The organism is Thiohalocapsa sp., from assembly GCF_022340605.1.
In the GTDB taxonomy this organism is placed as follows: domain Bacteria; phylum Pseudomonadota; class Gammaproteobacteria; order Chromatiales; family Chromatiaceae; genus Thiohalocapsa.
The window spans coordinates 1-18,200 of sequence record NZ_JAJDNQ010000088.1 but is presented as its reverse complement, the minus strand read 5'-3'; the positions used below and the strand labels follow the sequence as shown (position 1 = coordinate 18,200).

At 63.4% G+C, this 18,200-nt stretch carries 13 protein-coding genes and 1 pseudogene; 9 read left to right on the top strand and 5 right to left on the bottom strand.

Annotation, left to right across the window (positions count from 1 at the left end; all coding sequences use genetic code 11):
* The first annotated feature begins 4 nt into the window (after nt 1-4).
* The 9 genes from LJE69_RS12015 (at nt 5) to LJE69_RS11975 (ending at nt 12,802) form a co-directional block, all read left to right on the top strand.
* A complete protein-coding gene (locus LJE69_RS12015) occupies nt 5-934 on the top strand; it encodes a hypothetical protein (RefSeq protein WP_296925281.1) in 930 nt (309 codons plus the stop codon).
* Between the two features lie 457 nt (nt 935-1,391).
* Nucleotides 1,392-2,330 (top strand): hypothetical protein, encoded by a 939-nt coding sequence (locus LJE69_RS12010; RefSeq protein WP_296925279.1) that lies wholly within the window; start codon nt 1,392-1,394, stop codon nt 2,328-2,330.
* 91 nt (nt 2,331-2,421) lie between these two features.
* Nucleotides 2,422-3,342, top strand: a complete 921-nt coding sequence (locus LJE69_RS12005) for a sulfotransferase (RefSeq protein ID WP_296925277.1) — start codon at nt 2,422-2,424, stop codon at nt 3,340-3,342.
* A gap of 227 nt (nt 3,343-3,569) precedes the next feature.
* Nucleotides 3,570-4,790 carry a glycosyltransferase family 2 protein gene (locus tag LJE69_RS12000; RefSeq protein ID WP_296925275.1) on the top strand — a complete coding sequence of 407 codons (1,221 nt, stop codon included), beginning with the start codon at nt 3,570-3,572 and terminating at the stop codon, nt 4,788-4,790.
* A gap of 50 nt (nt 4,791-4,840) precedes the next feature.
* Nucleotides 4,841-7,264: a galactosyltransferase-related protein gene (locus LJE69_RS11995; RefSeq protein WP_296925272.1), complete on the top strand. Its 2,424-nt coding sequence runs from the start codon at nt 4,841-4,843 to the stop codon at nt 7,262-7,264.
* Between the two features lie 405 nt (nt 7,265-7,669).
* Nucleotides 7,670-8,701: a hypothetical protein gene (locus LJE69_RS11990; RefSeq protein ID WP_296925270.1), complete on the top strand. Its 1,032-nt coding sequence runs from the start codon at nt 7,670-7,672 to the stop codon at nt 8,699-8,701.
* 604 nt (nt 8,702-9,305) lie between these two features.
* Nucleotides 9,306-10,307 (top strand): hypothetical protein, encoded by a 1,002-nt coding sequence (locus LJE69_RS11985; RefSeq protein ID WP_296925268.1) that lies wholly within the window; start codon nt 9,306-9,308, stop codon nt 10,305-10,307.
* A gap of 88 nt (nt 10,308-10,395) precedes the next feature.
* Nucleotides 10,396-11,562: a glycosyltransferase gene (locus LJE69_RS11980; RefSeq protein ID WP_296925266.1), complete on the top strand. Its 1,167-nt coding sequence runs from the start codon at nt 10,396-10,398 to the stop codon at nt 11,560-11,562.
* Complete coding sequence (locus LJE69_RS11975) at nt 11,510-12,802, top strand: glycosyltransferase family 4 protein (protein ID WP_296925264.1); 1,293 nt, start codon at nt 11,510-11,512, stop codon at nt 12,800-12,802. Before LJE69_RS11980 ends, LJE69_RS11975 begins: the two co-directional genes overlap by 53 nt.
* Nucleotides 12,803-12,842: 40 nt before the next feature.
* On the opposite strand, the gene LJE69_RS11970 is transcribed toward LJE69_RS11975, so the two are convergent.
* The 5 genes and pseudogenes from LJE69_RS11970 to LJE69_RS11950 form a co-directional block, all read right to left on the bottom strand.
* On the bottom strand, nt 12,843-13,829 hold the full coding sequence (locus LJE69_RS11970) for an NAD-dependent epimerase/dehydratase family protein (RefSeq protein WP_296925262.1): 987 nt from the start codon (nt 13,827-13,829) through the stop codon (nt 12,843-12,845).
* Entirely contained in the window at nt 13,826-15,253 is a 1,428-nt protein-coding gene (locus LJE69_RS11965) for a hypothetical protein (protein ID WP_296925260.1), read from the bottom strand. Before LJE69_RS11965 ends, LJE69_RS11970 begins: the two co-directional genes overlap by 4 nt.
* Nucleotides 15,253-16,266 (bottom strand): lysylphosphatidylglycerol synthase transmembrane domain-containing protein, encoded by a 1,014-nt coding sequence (locus LJE69_RS11960; RefSeq protein ID WP_296925258.1) that lies wholly within the window; start codon nt 16,264-16,266, stop codon nt 15,253-15,255. The genes LJE69_RS11965 and LJE69_RS11960 overlap by 1 nt, the downstream gene beginning before the upstream one ends.
* A complete protein-coding gene (locus LJE69_RS11955) occupies nt 16,263-17,549 on the bottom strand; it encodes an FAD-dependent oxidoreductase (protein WP_296925256.1) in 1,287 nt (428 codons plus the stop codon). The genes LJE69_RS11960 and LJE69_RS11955 overlap by 4 nt, the downstream gene beginning before the upstream one ends.
* A gap of 156 nt (nt 17,550-17,705) precedes the next feature.
* Nucleotides 17,706-18,200: pseudogene (locus LJE69_RS11950) on the bottom strand (3-deoxy-8-phosphooctulonate synthase); the annotation flags it as partial.

Here is an 18,200-nt window from a genome sequence, read left to right as displayed (position 1 = left end):
ACCGATGGCCCTGACACTTCTCACCACCCCCGGCGTAGAACTTGCTGACATAAAGCCCCTGCTCGGGCGTGTTGATTACGTTCACTCCACGGGTCCCAGCCCAATCAGCGAGACCCTCGCAGCGGGATCAACCGGCAACGTCGATGAGCAGGGCGCCGCTAGCCCGCAGGACGCGAAATGGCTGCTTCTGTATTGCACGCCGGAACGCGCCTTGACAAAGGCGATGCATCTGGGCGCTGCTCCAAACGATGAACTTGCCAACTGGAAGCGCGCCGCCGAAGCGCAGTTGGACGTCTTCCGGAACAATCGCGAGCGGTCCGTCTTGTTTCGTGCCGACTCCATCGTGCGCAATCCCGATGGCTTTTATGATGCCGTGGACAGCGCGCTAGGCCTTCGCCTATCTCGACAGCCGCCCCCACCGCTGCCGCAGGATCCCTCGCCGGACTTGCTCGCCTTGCTCGCGGCGCAGACATGCGCGGCGGAGGATGTAGTCGCTCTGTCTGGCGAACTTGAAGCGTCTGCTATCCCACTATTTCCGCACCCGGCATGGATAGATGCGCTCGACAGCGACAAATTGTTCTTGGACTACCAAGAGCTTCGCGACGCGCTGCAAACGGCACGCGCCGCGCAGCAGCAACTCGCGGAAAGGGACGCTGAGCTGTTGGCGTGCAAGCAGCTCTGTGAAGAGAACTCTGAACCAGGGAAGCAAAAGCTCGCGGAACTTTCGGGCGAACGTGACCTGCTGATGCTCCAGTTGAAGCAAATGCAGGCTGAAATGGAGGAATATCACAAGACATCAGAAAAGGAGCGGCTGCGCTGCCGCAGAGAGTTAGACGCAGTCTACCGCTCCACGTCGTGGCGTGTCACTGTGCCTCTGCGCGCGATGGTAGGTCTTGTGCGAGGCATGCGGTCGTCGACTTCACGGCGGGCGTAGAAGACCCAGCCGATTGCCGCGGTGCCCCGGCGCACATCGGTCGTGGCATAATCCTGCCGACATGCCGATACGCGTCTGCGCGGCACTGGGGAAATACTGATTATTGGCCTTCCGCGGCGCCATCGGCACGGAGGTCGAACCCGCTCAGAAGCCGCCCGCTTTCCGGGTTCCTTCATGTTCTGGTTGGTGGGCGCTTAAAAAATGGTGGGGTATTCTGCCCCGTGCGGGAGTCGCAGATGGATCGGCGTTTCGCCTGACGGAGCGCTCCAATGCAGCCTTCCCGGCCGCGGCCCTCTATGAAAGGTCACTTTAATTCCGGTCAATGCAGAGTTGCGAGGTGGAATTGAGTACTGACGAATCGCGTCGTCGCCGCTTGCCCGTTGGGTCTATCCAAGCCGGCAGACCGGATACCATACTCCACATTGGCGCGGGACGCTGCTCGGAATTGGACGCCTTTTTGGACGCCAACCCCAACAGGGTTGTCTTAGTGGAGCCGAACCCGGTTCTCGCTCGCGGCTTGCGGCTGGCCGCTCAACGTTTCCCAGATATATCGGTCTACGAACTCGCGGTGTCCGATGATCCCACGCGACGTTCGCTTCATGTATTCAACCATGCCGCGGTCACCAGTCTGCGACCTGCCACTGGGCTGTCAGATCTGTATCCGGGCTTGAGTCTCAAACATGTTCGGCCCGTAGCCGTATTGCCGCCCGCTGACCTCATCGGAGAGCTATCGCTCGACTTCGACAACAACTGGTTGGTCCTGGACGCGCCCGGCGAAGAGTATTCTATCGTTACCTCGCTTGCCGACAGCCACCATATCGAGCGATTCTCCTATTGCTGGGTGCACTGCGGGCGCCGTCCGTTATACGAAGGCTCGCGCCATATCGAGGAAACCATAGCTCTGCTGGAAAGTCGCGGCTTCAGTGTCGTCGCCATAGATTCCAGTAGAGACTACGACATCCCCTGCTGCATGCTTGCGCGCCAAGCGCCCCTCGGTAGAGCCGGACGCGGGGCAGCGCTCCCCAGCGCTGGCGATGGCGCGGCGGTCCGCGCAGGAGCTTTCTCGGGTGAATCACTGGTTGACCGCGACTCCGCCGCAAGTGGGGCGAATATGGAGGATTCGCCCTTGGATGGAGCGTTCGCTGCGCGCGAGGCCAGACTTTCGCGTTATGCCCTCGAGACCGATGCGGCGAAGCGGTTCCATGCCTCGATCGGACCCGAAGAATGCGGCGGAGATCTGGCCTTGGCGCGCAGGTTGGCCCAAATGCGGGCTGATGATCTTCGGGATTTACAGCGCCGATATGGAAAAATTGTCGAGGAGCGCAATCAACTCGAGGCGCTCCTGGAGGAAATGCTGCGCTTGGTGGGGGTAGCCGGCGCTGGTTCTGCGCGGTAGGTATAACGCGCAGTCTCCGCTTCGCCAATGCCGCCAGCTTCAAGCCGGGTTGCTGCCGCGTGGCGTCGCCTGGCCGAAATTTCCAGGTCCAATGAATTCGTCCAAGATCACAACTGTCGCCCGAGCACAGCAGCTCGTTGACCAACTGTCGCGTACGCGCATCGGATGGGGTTCAGACTCTGCGGGGCGTAGGCTCTCCGCCGAGATCCAAACGCTGCGCGGTCGGCTCGCCAGCCTGCGCGACAAGGCCGAGCCAGGCCACGCAACAGTTCGGCTGATTCACCACTTCGCATGTACCGGCGGAACATTAATCAGCAAGTGCATTGCCGCGCTTCCCAATGTTCGACTCCTCAGTGAAGCAGATCCATTAAGCCCATTTCCGCAGGGCCCATTTGCGCCGACGGATTTGATTGCGCTCTCGCGCTTCGGGGTACGGGGCGGTGACCGCAACTGCGACCTCGACGTCTTCCGCCGAGGCATGGCCGCGATGTATGCCGACTCTCTCAGGAACGGGCTGCGGCTGGTGTTGCGCGATCATGCCCACGGGCACTTCTGTCATGGCGCGTCCGTCGCCGAGCGCCCCTCCCTGCGGGAGATCGTAGCGTCGGACTACGATACACGATGTGTCCTTACCGTACGTCATCCAATGGATTCCTATTTGAGCCTGCGCAAGAACGCGTGGCTACACTTCCAGCCGGACGGGCTCGACGAGTACGCCCGTCGATATCATGCATTCCTTGACCGGTATGCGACTGTGCCCATTTTTCGTTATGAAGAATTCGTCTCCTATCCGCAGGCGACCGTGGCGCGCATGTGCTCACAGTTGCTTTTGGAATACTCGCCTAACTTTCTCAACATCTTTCAGTGCATCTCACTATCAGGTGACAGCGGGAGAGGAGGTAATACCATAGAGCCGAGACCGCGGCGCAACTGCCCCGACGACGTCCGTGAACAAGCACAGCATAGCGCGCATTATGCTGCATTGTTGACGCGACTGGGGTACCGCGCGTAGCGCTCTGCCTGTGCAGGTGGGGCGCTGGGCTTGGCGCCGCGCACTCGAGCCGGCCAAATGTGTGCCCAGATAACTCTCCCATTCGAGCCAAGAGTCTCTGTTCAGCGAACGGTCTCCCGCGTTGAGCTTTATCGCATCTTTAAACCTGTACCGCTTGGGCGTCTGCCAGCGATACATAGGAAGCCCGTAACGCTGAAAACGCACCGGAACCTAGGTGGCTTTTGCTCGTGAATAAAACATCCGACCCAACGCTCTTCTTTCGGGCCTTTGACGAGTTGCGGCGAAAGGCACGGGCGGGAGACAAGCACGACGCTGACGAGCTTCTTGCGGCACTCTGTTCTCTTGTCCGCGCGGACACCAACCTCAAGCGCGCTTCTGGACGAATGTCACTGCTTGCGGAAGTCATGCAACGGTATGGTCTCACTGCCCCTGCTGATACGCCCCAGCGCAGCACGGTTAACGAACTCGACAATTACGTGCACGATGTTCGCGATGGAGTCTCGATTGTAACCTGCTGCATGAATCGCAACGAGAACCTTGTGCGCGCCCTTCGCAGTTGGCTGGCGCTGCGCATGGTGGATGAAGTCGTCATCCTCGACTGGAGCAGTGCGCGACCAGTAGAAGATTCAATCACCGCCGCGGGCCTCACTGATGACCGCGTAACTGTTGCACGCATCGACAATGAGCGACGCTGGATTTTGACGGTCGCATTCAACGCCGCCTTTCGCCTTTCCCGGTTCAGCCGTATCCTCAAACTCGATGCTGACTTAATGGTTGAACCGCACTTTTTTGAGCGGAACAGATTGCGATGGGGAACCTTTGTTGCCGGCGACTGGCGCAAAGCGAGAGCCGGACAGGAATACATTAATGGAATCGTCTACGTACACCGCGATGATCTTTTCGCGGTGAATGGGTTCAACGAGTTCATCAAGTCCTACGGATGGGACGACTCTGACCTTTACAGTCGCTTGGATGCCCGACGTCTGAGACGCCTCAGTGTCGATCCCGCCACGGTGCGGCACCTGGACCACACTGACGCGGAGCGGCTCGGCCCCCCCGTCGCGCACACCGCGCTGCACGCACTGTTGCACGACCCCAGCGTGGCGATCAAGCGCAACCGCTTTATTGCCAACGTCCTGCCCCGTTGGGGCCGCGCTTTGCCGATGTCTCCTTTTCTGGTCAAAGCCGATGGCGCTCGCTTGCGCTTGGTTCGCCTGGGTACTCCCCAGGAGTCTGAAGCCCCTGCCTGGATTATGGAAGACGCCAATTACTATGTGGTTTTGGAGTGGCTGTCACGCCGCTACGGGCTGGAGCCAGTTTTGATCGACAAAGTCCGGCTGTTGGAGCTTCTTGCCCATCATTCGCTCGCCGATCTGGATGAGCGGTTTGGGCGTCGTCTAGTGGAGCCTAGGGATTCCGGCGTCCCCGAGGTGCTGGCGCTCCAGTAATGCAATGAGCGTACACGTCCTTCAGAACGCGGAAGCTGCGGGGTACGATGATGATTAACGAGGCAAAATTCTGGAAGCGCTTCTCTCACGCACGGGAGCTTTTCGAGTCCGGCGATAACGGCGCCTGCCTGAGCTTGCTTCGATCATTGCATGCGGAGTGCATGGGCTCCGACAAGAGATCCGCCAAGAGGCGCGATATTCTCTCGCGCCTGGCGCATCTCGCGTCTGGTGCAAACGAGGTGGAGCCGGTGGCGGGCGGCTTTCCCTACCTGCGTCGCGGCTCCAAGCTTGCCGCAAGGATTACTGAGCAGCCGGCCTTGCCGGGCGTGTCTCTCGTGACCTGTTCGATGAATCGCGCGGAGAACCTGTTGGTCGCTCTACGCTCCTGGCTGGAGCTTCCCGAGGTGCGCGAAATAGTAGTGGTCGACTGGTCGTCTGAGCTGCCGGTGAGTCAGTCGCTCGCTATAGCCGGCATCGCGGACGAACGAATTAAGTTGTTGCGAGTGGACGGCGAACGTCGATGGGTTTTGAGCCCTGCCTTCAACGTGGGCTTTCGCGCGGCAACCCGCGAGCGGGTAGTGAAGGCCGACGCGGATATCGTCATCGCTTCCAACTTCTTCCGGGCGAATCCGTTGCGACCAGGCGCTTTTTATGCGGGGAACTGGAGGGTGGCGCCCGAAGGGCAGGAATTCGTCAACGGGCTATTTTATATCTACAAGCGCGACCTCGCGGTCGTTGGCGGGTTCAACGAGTATATTACGAGCTACGGCTGGGACGACGAAGATCTGTATGCTCGTCTTATAGATACGGGTTTGATCCGCATGGACATTCAGTTGAGCACCGTCAACCATATCCGTCACGACGACCAACTGCGGGTAGAGGCGTGTGGCGAAGCAACTGCGTCTGAAGCCGCTGCGGTCGCCGATGGATTTTCTGGCCTGGCGTCGCAGCCGCAATTTCTGATACGCAGCAATCGCTTCATCGCCAACATCATGCCGCCGTGGTCGTCCCGACAAGAGCATTTGCCTTTCCGCATCCTGGAAAAGCGGGACGAAGTGGTACGTCTGGCCCGTTCCGGTCCGGCGGTTCATTGCGTCCCTCCTCGTGTTCGCGATGACGCCGCCCGGTACGCGTATCTGGAGGTCCTGTCGTGGAGCATCGGATCGGTCGCGCTTTACTTGGAAGACGACCATATTACAATTCTTGGAAACAAGGCGATGCAGGACTTGACGGCACTAGATGCCGAAGTCGTGATGCACGGCGGCTCGGTTGCGCACATGCGAAACGGGTATCTCGTGGTGGACTGTTGTGGCGATATAGACAACGCGACTGAAGACGCCGCGCGGGGGGCGCTGGCCTGGTACCTGAACGCTGCCGCGACTCATGGACGCGAGTTGGTGGTGCAAGCGCCGAGCGATTCATGCTGGGCACGGCTTGCCAGTTCGCGCGGCCTTGCTGTCATCCCTTGCACGTGCTGCCTGGACGAGTTGCCTCATGTCGATCATGCTATGCTCTCTGCGGGGCTGTCGCAGTATAGGCAGACTGATCCCGTGGTCACGAATGCAGGCTGTGAGTGCGCACACCCAGTCACAATGAGAAGCGATTCGCGCCCCAAGGATGCCAGGATCAAGCCGAAGCTCTACATCGACGCCCAGCATGGTCTGGGGAATCGCCTGCGCGCGATAGCCTCCGCAGCCGTTATCGCGGAAAAGTCCGGTAGGGAATTGGTCGTCGTTTGGCGGCCAGACGTACACTGTCAATGCACGGTTAGCGATCTGTTCGAGTTCGATGGAAGCGTCACCGACAGCTTCTCACTGAGCCAGGCGGAGGAGCTTGGGATGCCGATCTACAACTATATGGAGATCGAGCCGAACAGCGAGAAGAACAGGGTTATTGACCCCGGCGTGCCGCGTGACATTTACGTGCGTTCCGCATACGTGCTGAACTGCCCACTGACATCTTGGGCGGACGAAAACGAGTACTTGCGGCGGTTGACGCCGGTCGCGGGGGTTCGAGAACTGGTAGCCCGCGTTCGTCATCCCAATGACGTCAGCCTGCACGTGAGAATGGAGGGTGCCCCTGGTACGGATCATCAGGCGTATGATTCCCGGGATAACTGGTCTGCGAGCGATCATGAAACGATCCAAAAATGGCGCTCGGCGAGCCATTATGAGCGATTCATGACTAGACTTGATGCCCTGATCGCGGAGGGGGTGGCGCAGCACGTGTTTGTTGCCGCAGATATGCCAAAGACCTATGAAGTATTTCGCGAACGCTACCCGGATCGCGTGGCATTCCTGCCGCGTTCCCGGTTCGACCGGTCTGCGGAACAACTCCAGTACGCGTTGGCGGATGCCATCTTGTTGGGCAGGAGCCGGATTCTGCTCGGCAGCAACTGGAGCTCATTTTCGGAACTGGCGATGCGCTTGGCTGAGGAGTCGCCGCGGGTCGAGCTGAGCGGCAAGGACTTTTGATACTCAATGAGTGTCGTGTCCGAGCCAAATCGTATTGCCGCGGGGCTTCAGTGTCGGGCCGCTCAACGTCATATGGGGCACCTTCAAGTGAAACTGACCGCGTTATGATGCGGACCCGGTAGTCGCCTTTGACGTTCTCGCATCCAGACCCTGGAGCGTGGGGCTCACCGTTGCCTGCGTCCGGCCCTGCGACAACGCCACGCTCACATCGCCGCGGCGCGAGCGCTTCAGCGACACGTCGTTTCACGGACAATGATTTCCCCCGCCCGAGTACTGGCACGCCGAGAAGGTGTCTCGGATAACAGCGTACCGGCAGGCGGTTGGATTGCACGTGGCTACACTGTCCACAGTACGTCGTGACTCTCCGCCACCCTACCCGATAGTTGCTCTGATTCACCGGATATCATGCATTGCTTCCTCCACATAGGCACCGAGAAGACCGGGACGACAAGTATCCAGTCCTTTCTTTGCGACCACCGTGGTCCGCTTCTGGCCAAGGGGATTTTGTTTCCCGAGTCTGTCGGCCGGCCGAACAATCGGGCTTTGCCAGTTGCCGCGTACTCGTTGGAGCGGCGCGACGATTACACACGGCGAATGGGTATCGACTCGGACGTCGCGCTTGCTGATCATCAGCGGCAAATCCTCCACAATTTCCACTCGGAGATTTCCGCTAAAGCAGAGGCCCACAAGATCACCAAGCTGTTATGCTCGTCGGAACAGATTCAATCACGCCTCACCAGCGATGAAGAGGTTTACAAACTGCGCCAGATATTACTTGGGGTGGGCGCAACAACATTCACGATCATAGTGTACCTGCGCCGACCTGCGGAAATCGCCAACTCGCTATACTCCACGTCTCTGCGCCAAGGCAATTCCAACTTTGCCCCCCCGCGGCCGACAGAGCCATACTATCGCAATGTCTGCAATCATCGCGCGACGCTCGAGCGCTACAGCCGCGTGTTCGGCGCTGCATCGATTGTTGCCCGTCTTTATGACAGAAGCGCTTGGAGAAGTTCCTCCTTGCTGTGTGACTTTTGTCATGTGATCGGGTATCCGATTACATCGGATGTTGCTCCTCACATGGCGCGGAACGTCGCCTTTTCGCCCCTGGCCGCGGAATTGCTTGCGCGCTTGAATCGGGAATTGCGTAAACTTCCGAAGGGGGAAAGGGCAGCCTTGCGTGACCGCATTGTCCCGTTACTTGAGCAGCATCTTTGCGATGGAGGCAAAAAGTACCGGATGCCTGGCTGGCTGTACGCGGCTTATGATCGGGAATTTGCCGATTCCGACGAATGGGTGCGCAGCCGGTTTTTCAGCGATCGCCCAAGCTTATTCCCAGCTAAGTGCCACGCGTCTGCACCCCCCCTGTCGTACGAGGGCGCTGAGCTCGATCAGATCGCGGCCATGATTCTGGCATTGTCGATGCCGGCGAAGTGAGGGATTTCGTCGTCATGTCGGCGGCGGCGTTGCTACACAATAACAAGGCACTGGCAAGTGCCCGCATCCCGCCGTCGGATGCCGGCGCATGGCGCAAGAATGCGCCGTCCGCTGGCAGTGTCTGGGCGTCGCTCGCAGATAGTCGGCACGAGTCCCAACGTATTCGATGATTCGCTATCCTCCCGTCGCGCGACCCCAGGCCTGTGGGGGTACCGCCGCCGCAATGTCCTTTCGCTTATACGCAAAGGGCTGAGCATCATGGAAATGTTGGAGCCGCAAGGTGCTGCCGGCTCTGCGCCAATACAGATTGAACGCGGGCGGACCGTCGTATTACGATGCTGCAGGGCCGCAACGGTAGCTCGATGCGTATATTCTAATGGTCCGGACAGTATCCACGAACCGACATGTCGCGGTAGTCGACCCGGCGCTAGGATTCCGTGGCGTACATCACCTTTCCATCGCCAAACTGCTGGCTCAGAGCGGGCGGCGCGCCAGCGTCAGCGTTGAATTTTGGGGTTCGCAGCGACCCGGGGGCGGCGCTTTCGCGCCGTCGCAACACCTGCCCCCGGGCTTTCATGCCGCTTTTTCCACCGATTCCTACGAGTTGATCAAGCAGGAGTTTAGTGTTTCTCGGCATTGGAATTGGGTTCAAGGGCTTGCCCGCGAGTACGCGAAGGTTTTTGCGGAAATCGCGGCAAGTACCGATCCAAGCAGAGTCCAGGTACTGCACCACACCCTCTCATGCGAGCATGCGGCCGCCCTGTCGTTAGGGATTCAGATGGCAAGAGAGAGGGGCGCGGTGATGCGGCATGAGTGTTTGTTGATGTACGCACCGGGCGTAGACCCTGAGGGGGTCACCTATGATGGGGCCAGGCGGCTGCGCTTCTTCCAAACGTTTTGGCCTTTGCATCAACTGGAAGAGGTGCGCTTGTATGCGTCGTGCGATGAGTATGCGGAGAGCTATCGCCGGCTTCTTGACCTGCCCGCCCCGTTGCCCGTGCACCCATGTTTGGTCTTGGATGTAGAGGCCCCGGTTGTTGCTGATAGACACAACGGGCCGTCGCAGAATTTCAGTGGGGGCCGCCGCGCCATTCTATACTTGGGGATTGTGAAGGAAGAGAAGGGCTTTTTTCGCGTGCCGGACGTGCTCAGTCGCAGTCTTCGCAGGGCGCGACGCGACGACGTATTCTTGGTCCAGTTCGTGCGGACTGCGAAGGTGGGTAAGCGAGCAAGCAAAGCCATTGCGGACATCGAGCGTGCGGCAGCGCGCGACGAGCGAGTCTTGGTGATTGACGGATTCTTGGATGACGCTGACCTTGTTCATGAATTGCGTCGGAGCGGGAGCATCCGTTTGGACTATGACGCGGCGGCATACAGCCACAAGACGTCCGGTCTTCTGTGGATGGCAGTATGGTATGGCTTGCAGATAGCGGTTCCCTCGGGAACGTGGTTGGAGAGGGAAGCGTGCCGGCTGGGCGCAGACGTGCGCATTCAGGGTAGGGGCGCGTGGACTAGACATATGACAAGGCATCGCAGCCCAGGTTCGCAAGCGTATCGCGAGGCGCTGTTTCAGCCCTTCTTGGCATGGCTTCTCAATCGAGAGTAAAGCTGGGCACCGGTACCCATTGTGCTCCACGGCGTACTCTGCGCTGCCGGGCCAGGGCAGGGGATCGCCCAGTACGTAGAGGTGGACGTTGCGCATTCTTCACGTCATCACCGATCTCAGCGTTGGAGGCGCGGAAGCAATGCTCTGTGCGTTGTTGTCCGCAACGGATCGATCCCGCGCGCAGCCGGCCGTTTTGTCGTTATTGGACGGAGGTGAGCTGGTCGGCCGATTGCGGGATTTGGACGTCCCGGTCCAAAGTGCTGGCGTGCAGCCCGGCTTGCGAGCCGGTCTCTCTTTGATGCGCTTGCGGCCGTTGATCGGCGCCTCGCGCCCAGACGTTGTCCAGACCTGGATGTATCATGCCGACTTGCTTGGCGGCCTGGCTGCGGCGCTGTCGACCAAGGCGCCGGTTGTTTGGGGACTGCATAATAGCGATCTGGACAAGCGGCGTACCAAGCTCTCGACGCGCGCGGTCGTGCGCGTCAATGCACGCTTGTCGCATTGGTTGCCGCGCAAGATCATCTCCTGTTCCGAGCGCGCCGCACAGCTGCATACGGGGTTAGGCTACGACGCGAGCAAGTTCGTGGTCATTCCGAATGGCATCGACACGACTCTGTATCGGCCAGCAGCAGGTGCCCGCAGTGAGGTCAGGCGCGTGCTTGGGGTTCCACCCGACGCGCTGTTGGTGGGCATGGTCGCGCGCTTCGATCCGCAGAAGGATTACGAGAATTTTGTCCGCGCAGCCGCCGCGGTTGCAGGTCGCGTTCCGTCGGCGCATTTCCTGTTGATCGGGCGTGGCTGCGATGAGCACAACGCGGAGCTCGGCGGCTGGCTCGACGCGCACAGGCCGCATCGCAACCGCTTCCATCTGTTGGGGCTGCGTGGTGACGTACCACGCTTGCTGCAGGCGCTCGACCTGTGCGTGTTGTCATCCGCGTATGGCGAGGCATTCCCGCTCGCAGTTGGCGAGGCGATGAGCGCGGGGGTCCCATGTGTCGTCACCGACGTCGGTGACGCGGCGGAAATGGTCGGGGACACGGGTCGCGTCGTGCCACCGAGGAATGCCGTCGCGCTGGCCGATGCGATGACGTCGGTGCTGTCACTCGGCGAGGAGGCGCGGCAGGCGCTCGGACGGGCGGCGCGGGTGCGCATCGAAGCGCGGTTCGATCTGCGCGTCATCGCCGAGCGCTATCAGGCACTTTATGAGTCGCTTTCAGTGGCTCCAGCATCGCCCACGATCAGTCGGGAGCGGTGACATCAGAGGCGTGAATCCATCTGCTGTCACGCCGTCGGCAAGCGGCGGAGGGTCCGCCGGCCCCGGAGAGCGCCGGTCGGCACAACGCGTCGCCCTCTGCGTGGCTGTGGACTGGTACTTCTGCCTCCATTGGCTGCCCTTGGCCGAGGCGTTGCGGGAGGAGGGATTCGATGTCGCCGTGATCACCGAGGTCACGGACGCCGGGTGTGCCGCCCGGATACGAACGGCCGGTCTGCGCCTGTTGCCGATGCGCTTGTCCCGCAAGGGGCTCAATCCGCTCGTGGAACTGCGCTCCGTGGCGACGCTGTGGCGCCTGCTGCGGCGGGAGCGGCCGGATTTGTTTCATGCCATTGCGCAGAAGCCGGTCCTGTACGGCACGCTCGCCGCGCGTCTGGCGGGGGTGCGCGCAATCGTCGGCACCCTGGCCGGCATGGGATTCGTGTTCACGTCGGCGGCGCTCAAGGCGCGTGTTTTGCGTCCTCTGGTTACCGCCGCTTACCGTCTGCTGCTCGGCGCCGAGCATGTCCGGATTATCGTGCAGAATCCGGAGGATGCGCAGCAGCTCAGGCACGAGGCCGGCATCGCCCCGGTCCTGATCCGCGGCGCCGGCGTCGATCTGAGCCGTTTCCGGCCGGCTCCCGAGCCGCCGCCCCCGGTCACCGTGATCCTGGCGTCCCGAATGCTTTGGGACAAGGGTGTGCAAGAGTTCGTGGATGCCGCCCGGCTGCTCGCCGCGCGCGGCATTGGGGCACGCCTCGTCTTGGTCGGCAAGCCCGACACGGGCAACCCGTCGGCGGTGCCCGTCGAACGGCTGCGTGCCTGGCAGGCGGAGGGCGTGGTTGAATGGTGGGGGCATCGGGACGATATGTCGGCGACGCTCGCCGACGCGCACATCGTCTGCCTCCCGTCTTACCGCGAGGGCCTGCCGACGATCCTCATCGAAGCTGCGGCCGCCGGACTGCCACTGGTGGCTTCGGACGTTCCCGGCTGCCGCGAAGTGGTGCGTCACGGCAGCAACGGGCTGCTGGTGCCCGCCCGCGACAGTGTGCGACTGGCGGATGCGCTCGCCAGCCTGATTGAAGACGCGGCGTTGCGCCGGCGCTACGGCGAGCGCTCGCGCCAGCTCGCCGTGAGCGCATTCGGCATCGATGAGGTTGCCAGCGCGACGCTGGCGGTCTATCGGCAAGTGCTGCCGACGACACGGGAAAATCCGCATCCCCGTCCGGGCGGCGGCGCCTGAGCACCCACGCCCCGAGCGGGCGCCGCGCTAAACGCTCGCGTCAGGTCTCGCGGCGGGCGCGAATCATCTCCGGTAGCGCGTCCGCAAAGCACATCCGCGGTCTCCATCCCAGCGTTTCCCGGAGATGGCTGGCGCGGAAACAGTTCCACCCGCGGAGTCGGTGCAGGACGGCGCTGCTGAAGGGCGGTGAGCGGCCGGATACGGCGCCGAGCAGGTCGCCGGTCAGCGCTGCAGCGGACAGCAGCGAGCGGGGCAGCGTCCACGCCGGGACGGACTTGCCGAGCGCCTCGCTGATGGCAAGAAACAACGCGCGCGTGGAGTAGTCGACGCCGTCCGCGACGATAAAGGTCTGCCCGTTCGCGGCCTCGTTGTGCATGGCGAGCCACGCGGCGTCCAGGAGATCGTCGACGCCGATCATCGAGCGCCGGTTGTGGAAGTCCGGTAGCGGCGGGAAGCGGCCACGATCGATGGCGTCGATCATGCGCGCCAGATTCCCCTTGACGCCAGGCCCGTAGACCAGACAGGGACGCAGATTGCACACGTGCAGGCCGTGTTGCCGGCCGGCGTCGCGCACCCGTTGCTCCGCCTCCCGCTTCGATCGGCCGTAAGCGTCTGTCGGCGGCGCTTCCCAGCGCTCGTCTACACATTGCTCGCCGGGGTCTGCCACCGCCTTGATGCTGCTGAAGTAGACGAACCGGCGCACACCGGCTGCCGCGGCAGCGTCGAGCAGTGCCGAGGTGCCGGCGACGTTCACGCGCTCGTAGGTGGCGTCTGGCACGGCGGCGATGTCCTGCATGTGCGCGACACCGGCCAGGTGGAAGACGCCATCGATGCCGTTCATCAGCGCGCCGGGCAACGGATCGGTGCCCAGATCGCACGCGACCGTCTCGTCCCAGGGACCATCGGTCGGTTGGCGCACCAGCGCGCGCACGGCGTCGCCGCGGCGGCCGAGGTACGTGCACAACGCCCTGCCGACGAAGCCATTGGCGCCGGTCACGAGATAGCGCCGCGGGTGAGCGCCCGTCATGCCGCGGGCCGCTCGTCGTCGGCGAGCAACGCTGTCCCGCGATCATGCCGCGTCGCGGATCGGCGCTCAGCGCGCAGGTCGAGCAGACAGCGCAGCCCGAGCCACGCCTGCAGAAACAAGAAGCCCTCCGCCGCGAAGCGCAGCCGCGTCAGCCCCATGGGCCCGGGGATCGCCACCGTGTAGGCGCTGAACAGCAGGATGATCCACAGGAACGGATTACCCGAGCGCAGGATCACCACCGCCCCCACCAAGGCCAGCAACAGCATGACGCCGCGCAGCAGCACCTCGCCGAGCACGAACAGATCCTGCCCCTTCAGGAACAGCGTCACCTTGCGCACGAACGATGCCTCGTCGATGGTCGAGAAGCGCACCCGGTCCGCCTGGTGGCCGTAAGCGCCATAGGCGTCCAGCAGACCGGGGCCGAGCAGCGTCTTCAACATGCCGATGACCCAGCGCTGCGCGTAGGCGAGCGGATGCTGGTGCAGCGCATCGAGGGCCGCTTGCTGTTGCACGTCCAGGCGCTCGACCACGTCCAGTGGTCGCCCCCGCTCGCGCTCCGCGGAGGCGACGGCCCGCCCGCCGAGCGCCGCCGCCTCGCGCTGGCCCTGCTGAAAGGGCAGACCGCGGGTCACCTCCCACACGTAGGGGAGGTGATAGTTGACGAGCATGTTGCTGGCCTGACCGGACAGATAGGGTATGCCGAACAGTACCTGATTGCGGGCGAGCCAGGGGCTCAAGGCCAGCGTCGTCACCAGTATCAGCATGCCGGCCCTGGCGAAGGCGATGCCCCGGAACCGGCCGGCGACGAGCAGCACCGGCGCGAACACCACCGGCAGCAGGAAGGCGGCCGGCCGCACCCAGGCGGCGGCGCCGAGCAGCACGCCGGCAGCGACGAGCCACGGCCAGCGCCCGGTCTTCAGATGCCAGCCCAGGGCGAGCACCGCGGGCACGATCAGCGCCAGATGCAGCGTATCGCTCAGGATGAGCTTCGGATACGCGATACCGCCGGGCTCGATGAGCAGAAACAGCACCACGGCGCGCGCGAGCCCGACATCCAACAGCGCCCGTGTGCCATAGAAGAATGCGGCGACGGTGCCGAGATACAGGAGCTCCTGCACCAGCAGCGGCCAGAAGGTACTTTCCAGCCCCAGCCACTGGAACACCGCCAGATAGGCCGGATAGCCCGGCGTGCGAAACACCTCCGGGCGATACGCCTCCAGGCTGGACGAGAACCAGCCATGCTGCACGAGACCGCTTGCCAGTTGCAGATACAGGGGCGAGTCGGGCTGCAAGGGCTCGCCGCCAACCACCCACCGCAACACCAGCAGGCCCAGCCGCAACGCCAGCAACACCGCCACGGCCACGATGAAGGTCCGCGCGCCGCCGGTGCTCGGCCGCCGCGGCGCCGCGTTGCAGGCACCCATCACGGCGCGCGCCCGGTCGGTAGGGGTGCATTCGCCTCGGCGCGCGCCGCCACCTCGCGGAACGACAGGTGTCGGGAGGCCAGGAACAGCGCGCCGACCGCAGTCACCGGGATCCAGTGTCCAAGCAGGAACAGCACACTTGCCGCCAGCGCCGCCTCGTGTTCGATCCCGAACGGCGTCAGCGCGAACACGAAGGCTGCCTGCATCGGCCCAACAAAGCCGGGCGCGCTCGGCAGCGCCACGGCGAAGGCCGTGATGCCGATGGTGATCATCGCCACCGGCAGCGGCACCGCGCCCGCGTAGGCGTAGATCGACAGCCAGGCCAGCGCCACCGCCAGCAGCCAGCGGCCGATGGAGTAGCCGATCAACAGCGCCGCGGGGCCGGGCTGGCGCATCGGGGACAGGCCCTTCTCGAACTGCGCCAGATAGATGCTGCCGCGCTCGCCGAGCGTCGCCGGCAGCCGCGCCGACAGCCCGCGCCAGAGCCGGTCGATGGTCCGTGGCAGCAGGACGAAGGCGGCGAGCACGGTCCCTAGCCCAAGCACGGCCGCCGCGGCGACCCAGGCGCTGGTGCGAAAACCGGGTGGCGCCGCGGGCGCCAGCGCCAGTGCCATCACGTAAATGACCAGGATGCCGATCAGGTCCAAGAGCCGCTCCAGCACCAGGTTCATCAGCACCCCGCTCTTGGACAGCCGCTCGTCCTTGGCCAGCAGGTAGGCGCGGATCAGCTCGCCAACGCGCAGCGGCAACAGGTTGTTGGCCGCGAACCCGATCATCATGGAGGGCATCAGCTGCCACGCCGAAAACCGGCCGAACGGCCGCAGCATCCAGCCCCAGCGCTGGGCATTGCTGAAAAAGAACACGGCGAGCACCGCGAGGAAGGGCACCACGACCCAGAGCCTGCCGTTGAGCAGCGTGCGCCAGAGTGCCCCGAGGTCGGCGCCCCAGATGGCGTAGGTCAGCGTGGCCGCTGTCACGATGCCTGCAACGGCGAGGCCCGCGACGCGCTTCATGGCCGCAGCACGACGGACGCGTCCCCGTAGATGCGCCGCAGGCACGCGGCGGCGGAGGCGATGTCCTCGTCCGTCTCGATGTGGCGGAACTCCGCGTTGCGGCCGACGCAGTGCAGATTGTCGAAGCGCCCGAACAGCGCCTGCGCCTGCTCGCGGGCGGCCTCGAAGCCCTTGTCGTAGACCGGATAGCCGCAATCCTCGGTGAGCACCAGGGTGTCCCTGACCTCTTCGCGGCTCACCAGGCCATAGCGCTCCAGGGCCTCGAGCACGTCCGCCACAGGCCGGTCGGTGTCCATGGTCACCTCGGCGCAAAGCACGCTGTGGTCGCGAGGCGGCAGGTCCGGATGGAAGTGCTGGAACTCGGCCATGCGGTTGATCACCACGTCGCCGTCGCCGAAATAGACCCACTGGTAGGGCATCACCTCGGGCCTGGCGATGTCCAGATACACGAGCTGGATGCGTTTGAAGCGCAGTGGAATCTCCTCGCCCAGCATGCGTCCGAGCCCGGTGGCGGGGATGGTCGAGAAGACCCGGTCGCAGGCGAAGCGTTGCTCCGTGCCATCGCGGCGATAGCGCACCGCGGTGATGCGCCCGTCTGCCGTCTCCAGCCCGGTCACCGGGGCGTTGAGCAGCACCTCGCCCCGCACGCGCGCCAGCATGGCATCCAGGATCGCCTGGTAGCCGCCCTGCGCCGGATACCAGAAGCTGTGAAAGAAGGTCTTGGACTGACGCTTCAGCGTGTCCAGCAGACCCGAGGCGCGGAGCTTCTCCCGCCCCCAGGTGACGGAGATCTCCGCCGGCGACACGCCGAACATCTTTTTGGTGTAGGGCGCGAAGAAGAAATCGTACAGGCCGCGGCCGTAGCGGTTCAGCGCCAGCCCTTCGAACGACGTTTCCGGCAGCTTCGGCCGGTTCAGGAAGCCCCACACCAGCGCAAAGCCGGTGCGCGGCGGGAAGCGCAGCACCAGCTCGATGGGATTGATGGGGTCCCGGATCTGCCGGCCCCGCATGAGGATTCTGCTGCGCCGCTCATGCTCGCGGAGCGGCACCAGTGATCTGACCGCATCGAGGACTTCCATGTCGCCGGTGTGCAGCCGGTGCGGGGCGATGTCGCACGGGATGCCGTGCCAGTCGAAGGTGCGCGCGAGGCCGCCGATGTGCGGCGCCGCCTCGAACAGGGTCACCCGTTTGCCGGCTTGCGACAGGAGCCAGCCGAGGGCCAGCCCGGAGGCGCCGGCGCCGAGGATGGCGATGTGCTCGGCGTCCGTTGCTGTGGAGTCCATCTGTTGAGTTGCTGCTCTGTTGAACTGAAGCCGGGTGCGGCGCCGCAATAGGCCAGGGATCGCGCCGGCTGTTGCGCTCAGCGGCGTGAAAGGGGCAGACCGGCAGTGAATGGCGTTGTCGCCGCCGGGTGGGCAACGTCCAACGGGCCCATGGGCTCAGTGCTCGGATGCCGGTGCCTTGCGCACCCGGTCCAGCGCCACCAGCCCGGCCAGCAGGGCTTTCAGGTCTTCCAGCCGCACCGAGTTCGGGCCGTCGCTGGCGGCGTTGTCCGGGTCGTCGTGCACCTCCAGGAACAGCGCCGCGACGCCCACGCCCACCGCCGCCCGGGCGATGATGGGCACGTACTCGCGCTTGCCGCCGGAGGCGTTGCCGAGCGCCCCTGGCATCTGTACCGCGTGGGTGGCATCCATCACGACCGGATAGCCGGTCTTGGCCATCTCGTAGAGGCTGCGCGGGTCCACCACCAGGTTGCCATAGCCGAAGGTGACGCCGCGCTCCACCAGGGCGAGCTTGCGGCAGCCGGTGGACTCGAGCTTGGCCACCACGTTGGCCATATCCCAGGGCGCGAGGAACTGGCCCTTCTTGACGTTGACGGTGCGATCGAATTCGGCCGCCGCCTCGCCCACCGCCAGCACGAAGTCCGTCTGCCG

What these genes read in the sequence shown, in the direction of transcription:
- LJE69_RS12005 (WP_296925277.1), top strand. Translation starts at nt 2,422, where the DNA reads ATGAATTCGTCCAAGATCACAACTGTCGCCCGAGCACAGCAGCTCGTT.
- LJE69_RS12015 (WP_296925281.1), top strand. Translation starts at nt 5, where the DNA reads ATGGCCCTGACACTTCTCACCACCCCCGGCGTAGAACTTGCTGACATA.
- LJE69_RS11955 (WP_296925256.1), bottom strand. Translation starts at nt 17,549, where the DNA reads ATGGACTCCACAGCAACGGACGCCGAGCACATCGCCATCCTCGGCGCC.
- LJE69_RS11965 (WP_296925260.1), bottom strand. Translation starts at nt 15,253, where the DNA reads ATGGGTGCCTGCAACGCGGCGCCGCGGCGGCCGAGCACCGGCGGCGCG.
- LJE69_RS11990 (WP_296925270.1), top strand. Translation starts at nt 7,670, where the DNA reads ATGCATTGCTTCCTCCACATAGGCACCGAGAAGACCGGGACGACAAGT.
- LJE69_RS11975 (WP_296925264.1), top strand. Translation starts at nt 11,510, where the DNA reads ATGAGTCGCTTTCAGTGGCTCCAGCATCGCCCACGATCAGTCGGGAGC.
- LJE69_RS11995 (WP_296925272.1), top strand. Translation starts at nt 4,841, where the DNA reads ATGATTAACGAGGCAAAATTCTGGAAGCGCTTCTCTCACGCACGGGAG.
- LJE69_RS11970 (WP_296925262.1), bottom strand. Translation starts at nt 13,829, where the DNA reads ATGACGGGCGCTCACCCGCGGCGCTATCTCGTGACCGGCGCCAATGGC.
- LJE69_RS11960 (WP_296925258.1), bottom strand. Translation starts at nt 16,266, where the DNA reads ATGAAGCGCGTCGCGGGCCTCGCCGTTGCAGGCATCGTGACAGCGGCC.